This window comes from Curvibacter cyanobacteriorum, from assembly GCF_028649475.1.
Lineage (GTDB): Bacteria > Pseudomonadota > Gammaproteobacteria > Burkholderiales > Burkholderiaceae_C > Curvibacter > Curvibacter cyanobacteriorum.
The window spans coordinates 462246-478192 of record NZ_JAQSIP010000004.1; the positions used below are offsets into that span (position 1 = coordinate 462246).

Genomic DNA, 15947 nt, shown 5'->3' on the forward strand with positions numbered 1-15947 from the left:
GTCAGTGTAGCGCGGGCACCCGCGGGCGCAGCCGCTGCGCGCGGTGCTGCGCCCGGCAGGGCCACTGCGCAGGCTGACAGGCCCCGGGAGGCCCTCAGGCGGTGTCAGCTCATTGCACAAAGCCCATGCGCAGGCGCTGGCCGGCAGCGCGCGGCAGGTCGTCGGGCTGGATTTGACTGCGCCGGTCGAGCCGGGCGTTGCCAAAGCCGGTCATCAAGGCGCGCCGCATCTCGCGCGGCGCCACCTCGGCCAGCGCGTCCAGCAGGCTGTCGCCAGGCTCCTCGTCAAAATGCTGGCCCCAGTCGTGCTGGCGCCGGATGCCCTGGTAGAGGCGGCGCGCAATCTCGCGCGCCTGAGCCAGGTTGGGGGCCTCGATCTCAAACACGTTCATGCGGTTGAGGATCGGGTCCGGGATGCCGCGCGCGTCGTTGGCGGTGGTGATCCACAGCACCTGGCTGGCGTCGATGGAGACCTCGGCGAACTCGTCGACAAAGGCCCCTGCGGTGTCGTGTTCGAGCAGGCTGTACAGCGCCCCAAGGGGGTCGTACTGCGCGTCGGCGCTGGCCTTGTCGATCTCGTCGACCACGATCACCGGGTTGGCGTACTGGCCTTCGACCAAGGCCTCGAAGACCTTGCCCGGGCGCGCGCCTTTCCACTGCGAGGACGCGCCCGACAGCAACCAGCCCGCGGTCATCGAGCTCATCGGCACCAGGGACATGCCGGTGCCCAGCAGTTCGGCCAGTTGCTTGGCGAAGTGGGTTTTGCCAATGCCGGGCGGGCCCAGCAGCAGCATGGGGGTGACTTCCAGGCCATCGCGGCTGTCCTGCGACAGCGCCACATGGCGCTTCACATCGTCCAGCACCTCGGTGAAATTGGGCAGGGCCTCGTACAGCTCGGCCATGTTGGGCACCCCGTGGGGCTTGACCTGGAAGCGCTGCGGCCCGCGCTCCAGCATGCGCTGGTAGGTGGTGCGCAGCGACTCGTGTTCGTGCTCCGGCAGTTGGGCCAGCTTGCGTTCGACCTCGGCCGGCTGGAACACGCTGCGCATCTGGGCGATGGGCAACTGGAAGTTCGAAGATTGGGGCACAAGGCTTCGGGATTCCATCGTTCACTCCTTGAAATGAAGGTCACGAGTTCATTCAAGCACAAGACGTGCCGACCCTCAAGGCGTGAAAGTGCGGTGCACCGGGGCCTGTTGTAAAAAACAAAAAAGCCACCGTGCAGGTGGCTTTTTGGGGGGGCGCTACCGCCAGGGCGGGGCCGGGGCGGTGCTGCCTGGCTGGCCTCAGGCGGCCGGGCCGGAGATGACCTGTTGCAGCTCACCCGACTCGTACATCTCCATCATGATGTCCGAGCCGCCGATGAACTCGCCCTTCACGTAGAGCTGCGGGATGGTGGGCCACTGGCTGTATTCCTTGATGCCCTGACGGATCTCGGGGTCTTCGAGCACGTTGACGGTCTTCAGGCCCTTGGGGTCGACGCCGCAGGCCTTCAGGATCTGCACGGCCCGGCCGGAGAAGCCGCATTGCGGGAAGCTGGCCGTTCCCTTCATGAACAGCAGCACTTCATTGTTCTTGACCAGGTCATCGATGCGTTGTTGAACGTCACTCATGGTGGGTTTCCTCAGTTCGTGGGCGCCCGTGACACGGGCAAACTGTTCTGATTATCTCAGCCCTGGCCACTGTCCGCCGGAGCAGCGCTCAATGCCAGCCAGGTCCATGCGGCTTTGCACCGCCTCGAAGCCGCGCGCGCTCAACAGCGCACGCACGGCGGCCGCCTGGTCCCAGCCGTGCTCCAGCAGCAGCCAGCCACCGGGTGGCAGGTGCGCGGGGGCGTCTTGCACCAGGCGCTTCAGGTCGTCCAGCCCGTCGGCCCCGCTGGTCAGGGCCTGGCGTGGCTCGTGCCGCAAGGCCGCCATGTGCGGGTCGCCCTCGGCGATGTAGGGGGGGTTGGACACCAGCAGGTCAAAGCGCTGGCCCGCCAGGGGGCTGAACCAGTCGCCGAGCAGCCAGTGCACGGGCAGTTGCAGGCGCTGGCCATTGGCCCGGGCCACGGCCAGGGCATCGGCACTGGCATCGACCGCGCTGACCTGCACGTCGGGGCGTTGGTGCGCCAGGGCCAGCGCAATCGCACCGCTGCCGGTGCCCAGGTCGGCCACGCGCAGCCCCGCTTGCGCCGGCAGCAGGGACAGGGCCCAGTCCACCAGGGTTTCGGTGTCCGGGCGCGGGTCCAGCACGCGCGCGTCCACGCGCAGGCTCAGGCCATAGAACTCGTGCTCGCCGCACAGGTAGGCCATGGGTTCGCCGTCGAGCCGGCGCCGCAGCAAATCGGCCAGTCGGGCCTGGGCTGCGTCGGGCCAGGGGTCGTTGTCGTGGGCCAGCAGCCAGGCCCGGTCGTGCGGCGCGCGTTGCAGGGCCAGCAGCACCAGCATCTGCGCCTCCAGCCGTGGCAGGCCCTTGGCCTGGCTTTGGCTCAGCACCTGCTGCACGGTCAGGGCGGCGCTCACGCGGCCCCCACTTCGAGTTCGGCCAGTTGCTCGGCTTCGTGGGCGGCCTGGAGGGCGCCCAGCACGTCCGTGAGTTCGCCTTCCATGATGAAGCTCAGCTTGTACAGCGTCAGGTTGATGCGGTGGTCGGTCAGCCGGCCCTGCGGGAAGTTGTAGGTACGGATGCGGTCACTGCGGTCGCCACTGCCGATCAGGCCCTTGCGCAGGGCGGCGTCCTTGGCTGCGCGTTCGCTGCGGTCTTTTTCTTGGATGCGGGCCGACAGCACCTGCAAGGCCTTGGCTTTGTTGCGGTGCTGGCTGCGGTCGTCCTGGCATTCGGCCACGATGCCGGTGGGCAAGTGGGTGATGCGCACCGCCGAGTCGGTCTTGTTGATGTGCTGGCCGCCGGCGCCGCTGGCACGGTAGGTGTCGATGCGCAGGTCGGCCGGGTTGATCTGCACCGCTTGGGCTTCGTCGGGTTCGGGCAGCACCGCCACGGTGCAGGCGCTGGTGTGGATGCGGCCCTGGGTTTCGGTCGCGGGAACGCGTTGCACGCGGTGGCCGCCGGATTCGAACTTCAAGGCGCCATAAACGCTGTCGCCTTCCAGGCGCAGCACCACTTCCTTGTAGCCACCGAGTTCGCTCTCGCTGGCGCTGACGATCTCGCAGCGCCAGCCGGCCCGTTCGGCGTAGCGGGTGTACATGCGCGCCAGGTCGGCGGCGAACAGGGCCGATTCGTCGCCGCCCGTGCCGGCCCGCACTTCGAGGAAAGCGTTGCGTGCGTCGTCCGGGTCTCTGGGCAGCAGCAGGCGTTGCAGTTCGCCTTCGAGCTGGCTCAGTTCGTCGGTGGCGCTGGCGATTTCTTCTTGCGCCATGTCGGCCATGTCCGGGTCGCTGAGCATCTCGCGCGCGTCGGCCAGCTCGGCCTCGCGCTGTCGAAAGCGCTTGTAGCGGCCGGCCACCTGGGTGACGTCGGCATGCTCGCGCGAAAGCGTGCGGTACTGGCCCATGTCGCTCATGATGTCCTCGCGCGAGAGCAGGAAGTCGAGCTCGTCCAGTCGCTGGGCATAGCGGTCGAGTTGCTGACGGAGAAAGTCTTTCATGGGGCGCTTCGGACAGGGGGGCCAGCAGCGACACGGCGCGGGCCTGGAACACAGGGACCTGCCCACGGCGGGGCAGGGGCATCGGGCCGGGAGGGGCCGACGCTAACGTTCCTTGCGCAGGAAGAAGTGCTGGATCGCGTGGCTGGCGCGTTCGCGGGCCTGGGCGTCGCCCGCGTGCAACTCGGCCATGGCGCCGTGCAGCATCTTCTGGGTCAGGCCCTTGGCCAGGGCCTGCAGCACGGCATCGGGGTCGTCACCGCGCGCCAGCAGCTTGCGGGCGCGCACCAGTTCGGCCTCGCGCCAGGCCTCGGCCTGCTGGTTGAGCTGCTGAATCAGGGGCACGGCGCTGCGCTGGTCCATCCAGTGCAGAAAACTTTGCACCCCGGCGTCGATGATGGCTTCGGCCTGGGCCACCGCCGCCTGCCGGTTGGCCTGGCCGGTCTGCACCACGCTGGCCAGGTCGTCGACGGTGTAGAGGTAGACGTCTTCGAGGGCTTTGACCTCGGGCTCGATGTCACGCGGCACGGCCAGGTCGACCATGAACATGGGGCGGTGGCGGCGCTGCTTGAGCGCGCGTTCCACGGCCCCCAGGCCAATCAAGGGCAGGGTGCTGGCGGTGCAGCTGATCACCGCGTCAAATTCGTGCAAGCGGCTGGGCAGGTCGGCCAGGCGCATGACCTCGCCGCCAAAGCGGCTGGAGAGCTTTTCACCGCGCTCCAGGGTGCGGTTGGCAATCGCGATGGCCTTGGGGTTCTTGGCAGCAAAGTGGGTGGCGGCCAGTTCGATCATCTCGCCGGCCCCGACAAACAGAATGCGGATCTGGCTCAGGTCTTCAAACAACTGGCCGGCCAGGCGCACGGCCGCGGCCGCCATGCTGATGGAGTGAGCGCCGATCTCGGTCGAGCTGCGCACCTCTTTGGCCACCGCGAAGCTGCGCTGGAACAGTTGGTTCAGCGTGGTGCCCAGCGCGCCGGCGCTTTCAGCGGCCCGCACCGCGTCTTTCATCTGGCCCAGGATCTGGGCTTCGCCGAGCACCATCGAGTCCAGGCCGCTGGCGACGCGGAAGGCATGGCGTGCGACTTGGTCGTTTTCGAGGGTGTAGGCGTGCGAGCGTAGCACGGAGGGCGTCACGCCGCCGGTTTCGGCCAGCCAGCCCACGGTGTGGTCGAGCGCGGCGCGCGAACCGGCGCAGTAAATCTCGGTGCGGTTGCAGGTGGAGATCAGGGCGGCTTCAACCTCGGGGTGGCGTTGCCCGCCAAAAGACTGGCGCAGGCCTTGCAGCGTGTGCGGGATTTGATCGACGGCAAAGGCAAAGCGACCGCGCAAATCGAGCGGTGCGGTCGTGTGATTGATGCCCAAAGCCCAGACTGCCATGGCCGGATTATAAAATTGATCGGCGGCAAAGCGCGACCGGTGAAATTTTCATTCACTATCGCGTTGATTGCCCTTTTTTGACCAGATCCATGGGCCCTGTCGACCTTTTTTACCACCTGTTGGGTTTTGTGGCCCCCGCTGCTGCCGTCGCCGCCTGGTTGGTGCTGATGGGCTTGATGTTGGGGCGTCAGAATGCGCTGGCCATTCCCTGGTATGGAAAGTTTGCTATCAATTTTCTAGTGGGTGTGGTCGCGCTGGGGTTCTCGGCGCTGCTCTTGGGGCGCGATGGCAAGATGCTGGGCTATGGTGTTTTGCTGCTGGCCTGCGCCACCAGCCAGTGGTACCTGGGCCGCGGCTGGCGCGCCTGAGGGCGCACACTTTCTTGATCTTTGTCAAAAGTTCAAGGGGCCTGCCTGGGCCCCCGTCGGTGTGGCGCGGCCGTGGGGCTCAGCTCGCGGGGCTGAACAGGTCCACGCGGTCGGTGATGATGCCGTCCGTGCCCAGCTCGATCAGGCGCTGCGCGGCCCAGTCGTCGTTCACCGTGTAACTCAGGGTGCGCAGGCCGGCGGCCTGGGCCTTGGCCACGGTCTCGGTGTCCCACAGCGCGTGGTTCAGCACCACGGCCACACAACCCAGTTGCACCGCCTTGTCCAGCCAGCCCCGGAACAGGGTGTCGGCCAGCAGGCCGCGCGGCAGGTGGGGCGCGGCAGCGGCTGCGCCCTCCAGGGCTTCGATCTTGAACGAGGTCAGCAACGGCGGCACCGAGGCCGAGGCCCACAGGTGGGCCGCGTAGGCGGCCACGATCTCGCCGGTGGCGCGCTCGGTGTCGGGCGTGGGCTTGATCTCGATGTTCAGGAAAAAGCCGTTGTGCAGGCAGTAGCGCGCCACGTTCTCAAAGCTCGGAATCCCCTCGCCCGCGAAGGTGCGCGAGTGCCAGCTGCCCGCGTCCAGCTGGGCCAGCTCGCCATAGCTCAGCTCGCCCGCGATGCCACGGCCGTTGCTGGTGCGTTGCAGCGAGGCGTCGTGCAGCAAGAACGGCACGCCGTCGGCGCTCAGCTTCACGTCGCATTCAAACATGGTGTAGCCAAAGCTGGCGCCATGGCGGAACGCGGCCAGGGTGTTTTCAGGGGCCAGCTTGCCGGCGCCACGGTGGGCGATCCAGCGGGGGTAAGGCCAAGGGGTGGTCAGGCTCATGGGGGCGCGGTTCAGGTCGAGGGCAGGCGTTTGCTGGACTGGGCGTCAAAGCGGTGCAGGCGGTCGGCGCGCGGACGCACCTGAATTTGCGCCCCCGTGGCGGGCACGGGCGCGCCTTCTTCAACGCGCACAATGACTTGCTCCTGGCCCAGGCGGCCGTAGATCAGGCGCTCGGCGCCGAGCAGTTCGACGGTTTCAACCGTGACCGGCCAGCCGTCGTGGCTGACCACGTCCAGGTGCTCCGGGCGGATGCCCGTGATGACGCCGGCCTCGGCCCCGGGGAAGGCCTGCAGCAGGTTCATCGACGGCGAGCCGATGAAGCTGGCCACGAAGGTCGAAGCCGGGCGGTGGTACATCTCCTCGGGCGTGCCGAACTGCTCCATCACGCCACCGTTCATGACGATCATGCGCTGGGCCAGGGTCATGGCCTCGACTTGGTCGTGGGTCACAAACAGCGAGGTGATGCCGAGTTCGCGGTGCAGCTTCTGGATCTCCAGCCGGGTCTGGCTGCGCAGCTTGGCGTCGAGGTTGGACAGGGGTTCGTCAAACAGAAAGACCTGCGGTTGGCGCACGATGGCGCGGCCCATGGCGACGCGCTGGCGCTGGCCACCGGACAGCTCGCGTGGCTTGCGGGCCAGCAGGTGGCCCAGTTCGAGGATGGCCGCGGCCTTGTCCACGCGCTGCTTGATCTCGGCCACCGGGACCTTAGCGATCTTCAGGCCGTAGGCCATGTTGTCGAACACGCTCATGTGCGGGTACAGCGCGTAGTTCTGGAACACCATGGCGATGTCGCGCTCGGCGGGCTCGAGGTCGTTCACGACCCGGGCGCCGATGGCGATCTCACCACCGCTGATTTCTTCCAGCCCGGCCACCATGCGCAGCAGGGTGGACTTGCCACAGCCCGAGGGACCCACGATGACGATGAACTCGCCGTCCTGGATCTCGGCGTTCACGCCGTGGATGACTTGATTGGCCTTGGGGCCTTTGCCGTAACGCTTGACGACATTGCGCAGGGAAATGGATGCCATTGGGGTGTCTCTTGTCTTATTTCTCGGTATCAACCAGGCCCTTGACGAACCACTTTTGCATCAGCACGACGACCAGGGCGGGCGGCAGCATGGCCAGCATGGCGGTGGCCATGACCACGTTCCAGTCCACCGGCGATTCGCCGGCGCCGATCATCTGTTTGATACCGATCACGATGGGGTACATGTCTTCGCTGGTGGCAGCAATCAGCGGCCACAGGTACTGGTTCCAGCCGTAGATGAACTGGATCACGAACAGCGCGGCGATGCTGGTGGCCGACAGCGGCACCAGGATGTCCTTGAAGAAACGCAACGGACCGGCGCCGTCCATGCGGGCGGCTTCGACCAGCTCGTCGGGCACGGTCAGGAAGAACTGCCGGAACAAGAAGGTGGCCGTGGCCGAGGCGATCAGCGGCACGGACAGGCCGGCAAAGCTGTTGATCATGCCCAGGTCGGCGACCACCTGGTAGGTCGGGCCGATGCGCACTTCCACCGGCAGCATCAGGGTGATGAAGATCAGCCAGAAGCACAGGCTGCGCAGCGGGAAGCGGAAGTACACCACCGCAAAAGCCGACAGCAGCGAGATGCTGATCTTGCCCACGGTGATGATCATGGTCACCACGAAGCTGACCCAGATCATGCGGGCCACCGGGGCCGAGCCGCTGGCGCGGCTGGTGCCGGTGAGCGCGGCCTCGTAGCTGGCCCAGAAGTTGGAGCCAGGCCACAGGGGCATGGGCGCCTGCATGATGTCCTGGGCCGTGTGGGTCGATGCCACGAAGGCCAGGTAGATCGGGAACGCCACGACCAGGGCGCCCAGGATCATGATGGCGTGGGCCAGCAGGTTCAGCAGCGGGTTGCGTTCAACCATGGCGGCCTCCGCGAACAATGAGGGGGGTGGAGCAAGCGCGCATCAGTACTGCACCTTCTTTTCGACGTAGCGGAACTGCACGATGGTGAGGGCGATCACGATCACCATCAGCACCACCGACTGGGCGGCCGAGGAGCCAAAGTCCATGCCACGGAAGCCGTCAAAGTAGACCCGGTACACCAGGGTCGAGGTGGCCTTGCCCGGGCCGCCTTGGGTGGTGGCATCGATGATGGCGAAGGTGTCAAAGAAGGCGTAGACCATGTTGATCACGCCCAGGAAGAACGTGGTGGGCGACAGCAGCGGCAGCTGGATGGTCCAGAAGCGCCGCCAGGGGCCGGCACCGTCCATGGCCGCGGCCTCGATCAGCGACTTGGGGATCGAGCTCAGGCCCGCCAGGAAGAACAGGAAGTTGTAGGAGATCTGTTTCCACACCGCGGCCATCACGACCAGGCCCATGGCGTGGCCGGAGTTCAGCAGGTGGTTCCAGTCAAAGCCCAGTTTGCGCAGCGTCCACGCCACCACCCCGATGGAGGAGGAGAACATGAACGACCACAGCAGGCCCGACACCACCGGCGCCACCGCGTACGGCAGGATCAGCACGGTTTTGTAAAAGGTGGCCCCGCGCACGATGCGGTCGGCAAACACCGCCAGCAGCAAGGCGATGCTGAGGCCCAACACCGTCACCAGCACCGAGAACACCACGGTGGTCTTGAACGATTCCAGGTAGGTGGCGTCGTTCCAGAGCGTGCGGAAGTTGTCCAGGCCGACCCAGGTGACGGTGGTGCCGAATGCGTCTTGCTGCTGCAGCGACTGCAGCAAGGCTTGGCCGGCAGGCCAGAAGAAGAAGACGCCGACGATCAGCAGCTGGGGGGCGAGCAGTGCCCACGGCAGCCAGGTCGAGCGAAACAGAACACGTTTTTCCATATTTGAGGGGCCCCTTGGCGTCAAACAGCCCGCCAGCGGGGGCGGGCGGGCTGTTTCAGGAGGGCAGGCAGCATAACGCAGCCTGGGGTGGGGACAGCGCGCAGGCGTGCCGCCCCGGTCTCTTTTTTACTTGTTGGCTGCCTGGAACTTCACCAGCAGCTCGTTGCCACGGGCCACCGCGGTGTCCAGGGCTTCCTTGGCGGTCTTCTTGCCGGTCCAGATTTGTTCGGTTTCTTCGTCCAGGATGGCGCGAATCTGCACGAAGTTGCCCAGGCGCACGCCACGCGACTTGTCGGTGGTCTTGCGGATCATCTGGTTGACCGGCACGTCGGTGCCGGGGTTCTTCTTGTAGAAGCCCGACTTCTCGGTCAGCTCAAACGCCGCCATGGTGATCGGCAGGTAGCCGGTGCGCTGGTGGCTGGCAGCCTGCACGTCAGGCTTGGACAGGAAGCTGAAGAACGCGGCCACGCCCTTGTAGTTGACCGCCGGCTTGCCCGCCAGCACCCACAGGCTGGCGCCCCCGACGATGGTGTTCTGCGGTGCGCCGGCCACGTCCGGGTAGTAGGGCAGGGTGGATTCGGCGAACTTGAACTTGGCGTCACGCTGGATGCTGGCGTAGCTGCCCGACGAGCCCACGAACATCGCGCATTCGCCCGAGGTGAACGAGGTGATCGGCTTGCTGGCGCGGCCCTTGTAGACGAACAGACCCTGCTTGGCCATGTTGCCCAGGTTCTCGAAGTGGCGCACGTGCAGCGGCGAGTTGAACTCGAGGCGGGCGTCCAGGCCGCCAAAGCCGTTGCCCTTGCTGGCGTAGCTGGTGTTGTGCCAGGTGGAGAAGCTCTCCAGCTGGGCCCAGGTCATCCACGAGGTGGTGAAGGGGCAGGTGCTGCCGCTGGCCTTGAGCTTGGCGGCGATCGAGACCACATCAGGCCAGGTCACCGGGGCCTTTTCAGGGTCCAGACCGGCGGCCTTGAACGCGTCCTTGTTGTAATAGAAGACCGTGGTCGAGCTGTTGAAGGGCAGCGACATCATCTGGCCGTTGGGGGCTGTGTAGTAACCGGCCACCGCGGGGATGTAGGCCTTGGGGTCGAACTTGACGCCGCCTTCCTTCATCACGTCGGCCACCGGTTTGACGGCGCCCTTGGCGTACATCATGGTCGCGGTGCCGACTTCAAAAACCTGCAAGATGTCCGGCGCGTTGCCGGCGCGGAAGGCGGCGATGCCGGCCGCCATCGATTGGTCGTACTCGCCCTTGTAGGTCGGCACGACCTTGTAGTCGCTTTGGCTGGCATTGAACTGCTTGGCCAAATCGTTGACCCAGTCGTTCAAGGCGCCGTCCATCGAATGCCACCACTGAATTTCAGTCTGGGCCAGGGCTGGAGCGCCGAGGGTGGCGGTCAGCGCGGCCACGAGGGCCAGGTTGCGGATCTTCATGCGGACTCCTGAGAAACGAAAAGGAAGGAATGCTAAACGCGCTATATGACAAAGAAACGAAACTTTGTCACACAGGTTCCTCCACCACAACCGGGGAAACCCGCCGCCCCGGCGAAGGGGCATTGTCCCTGCCTCGGGTGCTGACAAGCCGCCTCGCGTGGGAGGCGGGTGGCTGGCACTGCTAGCATGGTGTGCCCAGGTGCCTGCCTGCGGCCGGGTTGTCGGGCTGCGTCGGGTGCCTTTTCGGGCCTTGGCCCCTCGACTTTCAACCTGTTGGACCCATGAGCAAAACGTCGCTGGACAAAAGCAAGATCAAGTTCCTGTTGCTGGAGGGCATCCATGCCTCCGCGGTCGAGGTGCTGCGATCCGCGGGTTACAGCCAGATCGAGACGCTCAGCGGAGCCCTGCCCGAAGACGAACTCAAGGCCCGCCTGGCCGAGGTGCATTTCCTGGGCATCCGCTCGCGCACCCAGCTCACCCGCGAGGTGTTGGCCGCCGCGCCCAAGCTCGTGGCGGTGGGCTGTTTCTGCATCGGTACCAACCAGGTCGACCTCGAAGCCGCCGCCGAACAAGGCGTGGCGGTGTTCAATGCGCCGTATTCCAACACCCGTTCTGTGGCCGAGCTGGTGCTGGCCGAGGCCATCCTGCTGCTGCGGGGTGTGCCTGAAAAGAACGCGGTGGCGCACCGCGGTGGCTGGCTCAAGTCGGCCGACAAGTCGTATGAAATCCGCGGCAAGACGCTGGGCATCGTCGGTTATGGCTCGATCGGCACCCAGTTGTCGGTGCTGGCCGAAGGCCTGGGCATGCAGGTGATTTTTCATGATGTGGTGGCCAAGTTGCCGCTGGGCAACGCGCGCCAGGCCCCGAGCCTGAAGGCCTTGCTGGAACAAAGCGATGTGCTGAGCCTGCATGTGCCCGAGCTGCCGTCCACCGAGTGGCTGATCGGCGTGGCCGAGATCGCCGCCATGAAGCCGGGCGCGGTGCTGATCAATGCCTCGCGGGGCTCGGTGGTGGTGATCGAGGCGCTGGCCGAGGCGGTTCGATCCGGTCATTTGCTGGGCGCCGCAGTGGACGTGTTCCCTGAGGAGCCCCGCAGCAACCAGGATGTGTTCGAGTCACCCCTGCGCGGGCTGGACCGCGTCATCCTCACGCCCCACATTGGCGGCTCCACGCTGGAGGCGCAGGCCAACATCGGCCTGGAAGTGGCCGAAAAGCTCGTCAAGTACAGCGACAACGGCACCAGCACCTCGGCGGTCAACTTCCCCGAGGTGGCGCTGCCGGGGCAGCGCGGCCAACACCGCATCCTGCATGTGCACCGCAACGTGCCCGGCGTGCTGTCGCAAATCAACCGGGTGTTCTCCGAGCAGCACATCAACATCGCCGCCCAATACCTGCAAACCCGCGGTGACATTGGCTATGTGGTGATCGATGTGGACGCCGCGTCGTCCGAGCTGGCGCTGGAGCAACTGGCCCAGGTGCCCGGCACGCTGCGATCCCGGGTGTTGTTCTGACGCCCCCCGCTGCGGCGGGTTTGTTGGCCGCCCACGGGCGGCCTCTGTCCCGGTGACTTAAAATCCGGGCCCCAAGGTCCATGGGCCGTCAAACGCCCACCCCCCAGGTTTTACCCATGAATGCTCCCACCGCGTTGGCCGCTCTCCTGTCGCAGGCCTCTGAACCGGCCCGTTTGCGCGAAATTCCGTACAACTACACCTCGTTTTCCGATCGGGAAATCGTCATCCGCCTGCTGGGTTCCCGTGCTTGGGAGCTGCTGAGCCAGTTGCGCGGCGAGCGCCAGACCGGCCGCTCGGCCCGCATGCTCTACGAGGTGTTGGGCGACATCTGGGTGGTGCAGCGCAACCCCTACCTGCAGGACGACCTGCTCGACAACCCCAAGCGCCGCGGCCAGTTGGTGGATGCGCTGCGGCACCGCTTGGGCGAGGTGCAAAAGCGCCGCACCCCCGGCTCGGACGCTGCCCGGGACGCTCTGGTGGGCGAGTTGCTGCAGATGGCCGACCAGGCCGTCAAGACCTTCAATGCCGCGTTCGAAGAAGCCGCTGAACTGCGTCGCAAGACCCAGAAGCTGCTGCGCAAGTACACCGCCAAGGACAACATCAAGTTCGACGGCCTGTCGCGTGTGGCCCACGTCACCGACGCCACCGACTGGCGTGTCGAGTACCCGTTCGTGGTGCTGACCCCCGATTCCGAGGCCGAAATGGCCGCCTTGGTGCGCGCCTGCATCGAGCTGGGCCTGACCATCATCCCGCGCGGCGGCGGCACCGGTTACACCGGCGGCGCGATCCCCTTGACCTGGAAGAGCGTGGTCATCAACACCGAGAAGCTCGAAGCCATGACCGAGGTCGAGAAGGTGCAACTGCCCGGCCTGGCCGAGCCGGTGGCCACCATCTGGACCGAAGCCGGCGTGGTCACGCAGCGCGTGGCCGACGCGGCCGAGCGCGGCGGCTTTGTCTTTGCGGTTGACCCGACCTCGGCCGAGGCCTCGTGCATCGGCGGCAACATCGCCATGAACGCGGGCGGCAAGAAGGCCGTGCTGTGGGGCACCGCACTGGACAACCTGGCCAGCTGGCGCATGGTCACCCCGCAGGCCGAGTGGCTGGAGGTGACGCGCCTGAACCACAACCTGGGCAAGATCCACGACGCCGAACTGGCCAGCTTCGAACTCAAGTACTACGCGGCCGACGGCAAGACCTGGCTGCGCACCGAGCGCCTGGACATCCCGGGCAAGACCTTCCGCAAGGAAGGCCTGGGCAAGGACGTGACCGACAAGTTCCTGTCGGGCCTGCCGGGCATCCAGAAAGAGGGCTGCGACGGCCTGATCACCAGCGCGCGCTGGGTCGTGCACCGCATGCCCGAGCACACCCGCACGGTGTGCCTGGAGTTCTTCGGCAATGCCAAGGACGCGGTGCCCAGCATCGTCGAGATCAAGGACTTCATGTTCGCTGAGCAAAAGCGCAGCGGCACCCTGCTGGCCGGCCTCGAACACCTGGACGACCGCTACCTGAAGGCCGTGGGCTACGCCACCAAGAGCAAGAAGGGCAATGGCGGTCTGCCCAAGATGGTGCTGATCGGCGACATCGCGGGCGACAACGCCGACGACGTGGCCAAGGCCACCTCGGAAGTGGTGCGCATCGCCAACTCGCGCCATGGTGAGGGCTTCATCGCCATCAGCGCCGATGCGCGCAAGAAGTTCTGGACCGACCGCAAAAAGACCGCGGCCATCAGCCGCCACACCAACGCCTTCAAGATCAACGAAGACGTGGTGATCCCGCTGCCGCGCATGGCCGAGTACACCGACGGCATCGAGCGCATCAACATCGAACTGTCGCTGCGCAACAAGCTGGCCTTGTGCGACGCGCTGGAGACCTTCTTCAGCCGCGGCAAGCTGCCGCTGGGCAAGGCCGAGGACGCGAGCGAAATGCCGTCGCCCGAGCTGCTCGAAGAGCGCGTGGCCCAGGCCCTGACGGTGGTGCGCGACGCGCGGGCCCTGTGGCAAGGCTGGTTGCAGGACGTCGAGACGCTGTTCCCGCAGTTGCAGGACCACAGCCTGCGCGCGAGCTGGAAGACCCAGATCCGCACCCCGCTGCAAGCCATCTTCACCGGGGCGGCGTTCAAGCCCATCCTGGACGAGGTCACGGCCACCCACCAGAGCGTGCTCAAGGGCCGCGTCTGGGTGGCGTTGCACATGCACGCCGGCGACGGCAATGTGCACACCAACATCCCGGTCAACAGCGACAACTACGAGATGCTGCAGACCGCGCACGAGGCGGTGGCCCGCATCATGGTGCTGGCCCGCAGCCTGGATGGCGTGATCTCGGGCGAACACGGCATTGGCATCACCAAGCTCGAATTCCTGACCGATGCCGAGCTGCGCCCGTTCACCGACTACAAGCAAAAGGTCGACCCCGAAGGCCGCTTCAACAAGGGCAAGTTGCTGCGCCCCTCGGCCGGCAGCACCGAGACCCTGCACGCGGACCTGACCAACGCTTACACGCCGAGCTTCGGCCTGATGGGCCACGAGTCGCTGATCATGCAGCAGTCCGACATCGGTGCCATCGCCGACTCGGTCAAGGACTGCCTGCGCTGCGGCAAGTGCAAGCCGGTCTGCGCCACCCATGTGCCGCGCGCCAACCTGCTGTACAGCCCGCGCAACAAGATCCTGGCCACCTCGCTGCTGGTCGAGGCCTTCCTGTACGAGGAGCAGACCCGCCGTGGTGTGTCGATCAAGCACTGGGAGGAGTTCGAGGACGTTGCCGACCACTGCACGGTCTGCCACAAGTGCGCCAGCCCCTGCCCGGTGAAGATCGACTTTGGCGACGTCTCCATGAACATGCGCAACCTGCTGCGCAAGATGGGGCAAAAGAGCTTCCGCCCGGGCAATGCCGCGGCCATGTTCATGCTCAATGCCACCAACCCCGAGACCATCAAGCTGGCGCGTTCGGCCATGGTCGGCGTGGGCATGAAGGCCCAGCGCCTGGCCAACGATGTGCTCAAGTCGGTGGCCCGCAAGCAGACCAGCGCACCGCCCGCCAGCGTCGGCACCGCGCCGATCAAAGAGCAGGTGATCCACTTCATCAACAAGAAGATGCCGGGCAACCTGCCCAAGAAGACGGCGCGCGCGCTGTTGGACATCGAGGACAAGGACTACGTCCCGATCATCCGCAACCCGCAGGCCACCACGCCCGAAACCGAGGCCGTGTTCTATTTCCCGGGTTGCGGCTCGGAGCGCCTGTTCAGCCAGGTGGGCCTGGCCACCCAGGCCATGCTGTGGCACGCCGGCGTGCAGACCGTGCTGCCGCCGGGCTACCTGTGCTGCGGTTACCCGCAGCGCGGCTCGGGCCAGTTCGACAAGGCCGAGAAGATCATCACCGACAACCGCGTGCTGTTCCACCGCGTGGCCAACACGCTCAACTACCTGGACATCAAGACCGTGGTGGTGAGTTGCGGCACCTGCTACGACCAGTTGCAGGGCTATGAGTTCGAGAAGATCTTCCCGGGCTGCCGCATCGTCGACATCCACGAGTACCTGCTCGAAAAGGGCATCACCCTTGGCGCGGCCGGTGGCAGCGGGGCCTACCTGTACCACGACCCCTGCCACAGCCCCATGAAGCTGCAGGACCCGATGAAGACCGTCAAGGCCCTGGTCGGTGACCAGGTGCTCAAGAGCGACCGCTGCTGTGGCGAATCGGGCACCCTGGGCGTGAGCCGGCCTGACATCTCGACCCAGATCCGATTCCGCAAGGAAGAAGAGATCCGCAAGGGCGAGGCCGCCCTGCGCGCCAGCGGCGCGGTCGCGGCGCAGGACAACGTCAAGATCCTGACCAGCTGCCCGAGCTGCCTGCAAGGCCTGTCGCGTTACGGCAACGACCTGCAGAACGGCCTGCTGGAAGCTGATTACATCGTGGTTGAAATGGCCCAGCAGATCCTCGGCCCCGATTGGATGCCCAGCTATGTGCAGGCCGCCAATGCCGGTGGCATCGAGCGCGTGCTGGTCTGAGTCCGACACCTGATCCCCCCGCAACCTT

13 protein-coding genes are annotated in these 15947 nt (G+C 66.0%); 3 read left to right on the top strand and 10 right to left on the bottom strand.

Annotated features, from left to right (window positions below; all coding sequences use genetic code 11):
- Positions 1–109: 109 nt before the first annotated feature.
- From PSQ40_RS11700 to hemA, 5 genes are all read right to left on the bottom strand, one after another.
- Entirely contained in the window at positions 110–1105 is a 996-nt protein-coding gene (locus tag PSQ40_RS11700) for an AAA family ATPase (RefSeq protein WP_273951654.1), read from the bottom strand.
- A 180-nt stretch (positions 1106–1285) separates the two neighbouring features.
- On the bottom strand, positions 1286–1612 hold the full coding sequence (gene grxD / locus PSQ40_RS11705) for a Grx4 family monothiol glutaredoxin (protein WP_273951655.1): 327 nt from the start codon (positions 1610–1612) through the stop codon (positions 1286–1288).
- 51 nt (positions 1613–1663) lie between these two features.
- Positions 1664–2506: a peptide chain release factor N(5)-glutamine methyltransferase gene (gene prmC, locus PSQ40_RS11710; protein ID WP_273951657.1), complete on the bottom strand. Its 843-nt coding sequence runs from the start codon at positions 2504–2506 to the stop codon at positions 1664–1666.
- The gene (prfA, locus tag PSQ40_RS11715; protein WP_273951658.1) at positions 2503–3588 is read right to left on the bottom strand and encodes a peptide chain release factor 1; all 1086 of its coding nucleotides are present in this window, start codon (positions 3586–3588) and stop codon (positions 2503–2505) included. The genes prmC and prfA overlap by 4 nt, the downstream gene beginning before the upstream one ends.
- 102 nt (positions 3589–3690) lie before the next feature.
- A complete protein-coding gene (hemA, locus tag PSQ40_RS11720; RefSeq protein ID WP_273951659.1) occupies positions 3691–4962 on the bottom strand; it encodes a glutamyl-tRNA reductase in 1272 nt (423 codons plus the stop codon).
- 89 nt (positions 4963–5051) lie between these two features.
- Here hemA and PSQ40_RS11725 point away from each other — a divergent pair, with 89 nt between their 5' ends.
- Positions 5052–5330, top strand: coding sequence for a hypothetical protein (locus PSQ40_RS11725; protein WP_273951660.1), 279 nt, complete (start codon positions 5052–5054; stop codon positions 5328–5330).
- A 79-nt stretch (positions 5331–5409) separates the two neighbouring features.
- Here the strand turns inward: PSQ40_RS11725 and ugpQ are convergent, their stop codons facing one another.
- From ugpQ to ugpB, 5 genes are all read right to left on the bottom strand, one after another.
- Entirely contained in the window at positions 5410–6156 is a 747-nt protein-coding gene (gene ugpQ / locus PSQ40_RS11730) for a glycerophosphodiester phosphodiesterase (protein WP_273951661.1), read from the bottom strand.
- A gap of 11 nt (positions 6157–6167) precedes the next feature.
- On the bottom strand, positions 6168–7184 hold the full coding sequence (gene ugpC, locus PSQ40_RS11735) for a sn-glycerol-3-phosphate ABC transporter ATP-binding protein UgpC (protein WP_273951662.1): 1017 nt from the start codon (positions 7182–7184) through the stop codon (positions 6168–6170).
- A 16-nt stretch (positions 7185–7200) separates the two neighbouring features.
- Positions 7201–8049 (bottom strand): sn-glycerol-3-phosphate ABC transporter permease UgpE, encoded by an 849-nt coding sequence (gene ugpE / locus PSQ40_RS11740; RefSeq protein WP_273951664.1) that lies wholly within the window; start codon positions 8047–8049, stop codon positions 7201–7203.
- A 42-nt stretch (positions 8050–8091) separates the two neighbouring features.
- On the bottom strand, positions 8092–8973 hold the full coding sequence (gene ugpA / locus PSQ40_RS11745) for a sn-glycerol-3-phosphate ABC transporter permease UgpA (protein WP_273951665.1): 882 nt from the start codon (positions 8971–8973) through the stop codon (positions 8092–8094).
- A gap of 126 nt (positions 8974–9099) precedes the next feature.
- Entirely contained in the window at positions 9100–10407 is a 1308-nt protein-coding gene (gene ugpB / locus PSQ40_RS11750) for a sn-glycerol-3-phosphate ABC transporter substrate-binding protein UgpB (RefSeq protein ID WP_273951666.1), read from the bottom strand.
- Positions 10408–10688: 281 nt separating this feature from the next.
- Between ugpB and serA the strand changes: the two genes are divergently transcribed.
- Together serA and PSQ40_RS11760 are read left to right on the top strand one after the other, a co-directional pair.
- Positions 10689–11918, top strand: coding sequence for a phosphoglycerate dehydrogenase (gene serA / locus PSQ40_RS11755; RefSeq protein ID WP_273951668.1), 1230 nt, complete (start codon positions 10689–10691; stop codon positions 11916–11918).
- A gap of 116 nt (positions 11919–12034) precedes the next feature.
- Complete coding sequence (locus PSQ40_RS11760; RefSeq protein WP_273951669.1) at positions 12035–15919, top strand: FAD/FMN-binding oxidoreductase; 3885 nt, start codon at positions 12035–12037, stop codon at positions 15917–15919.
- Positions 15920–15947 lie beyond the last annotated feature (28 nt).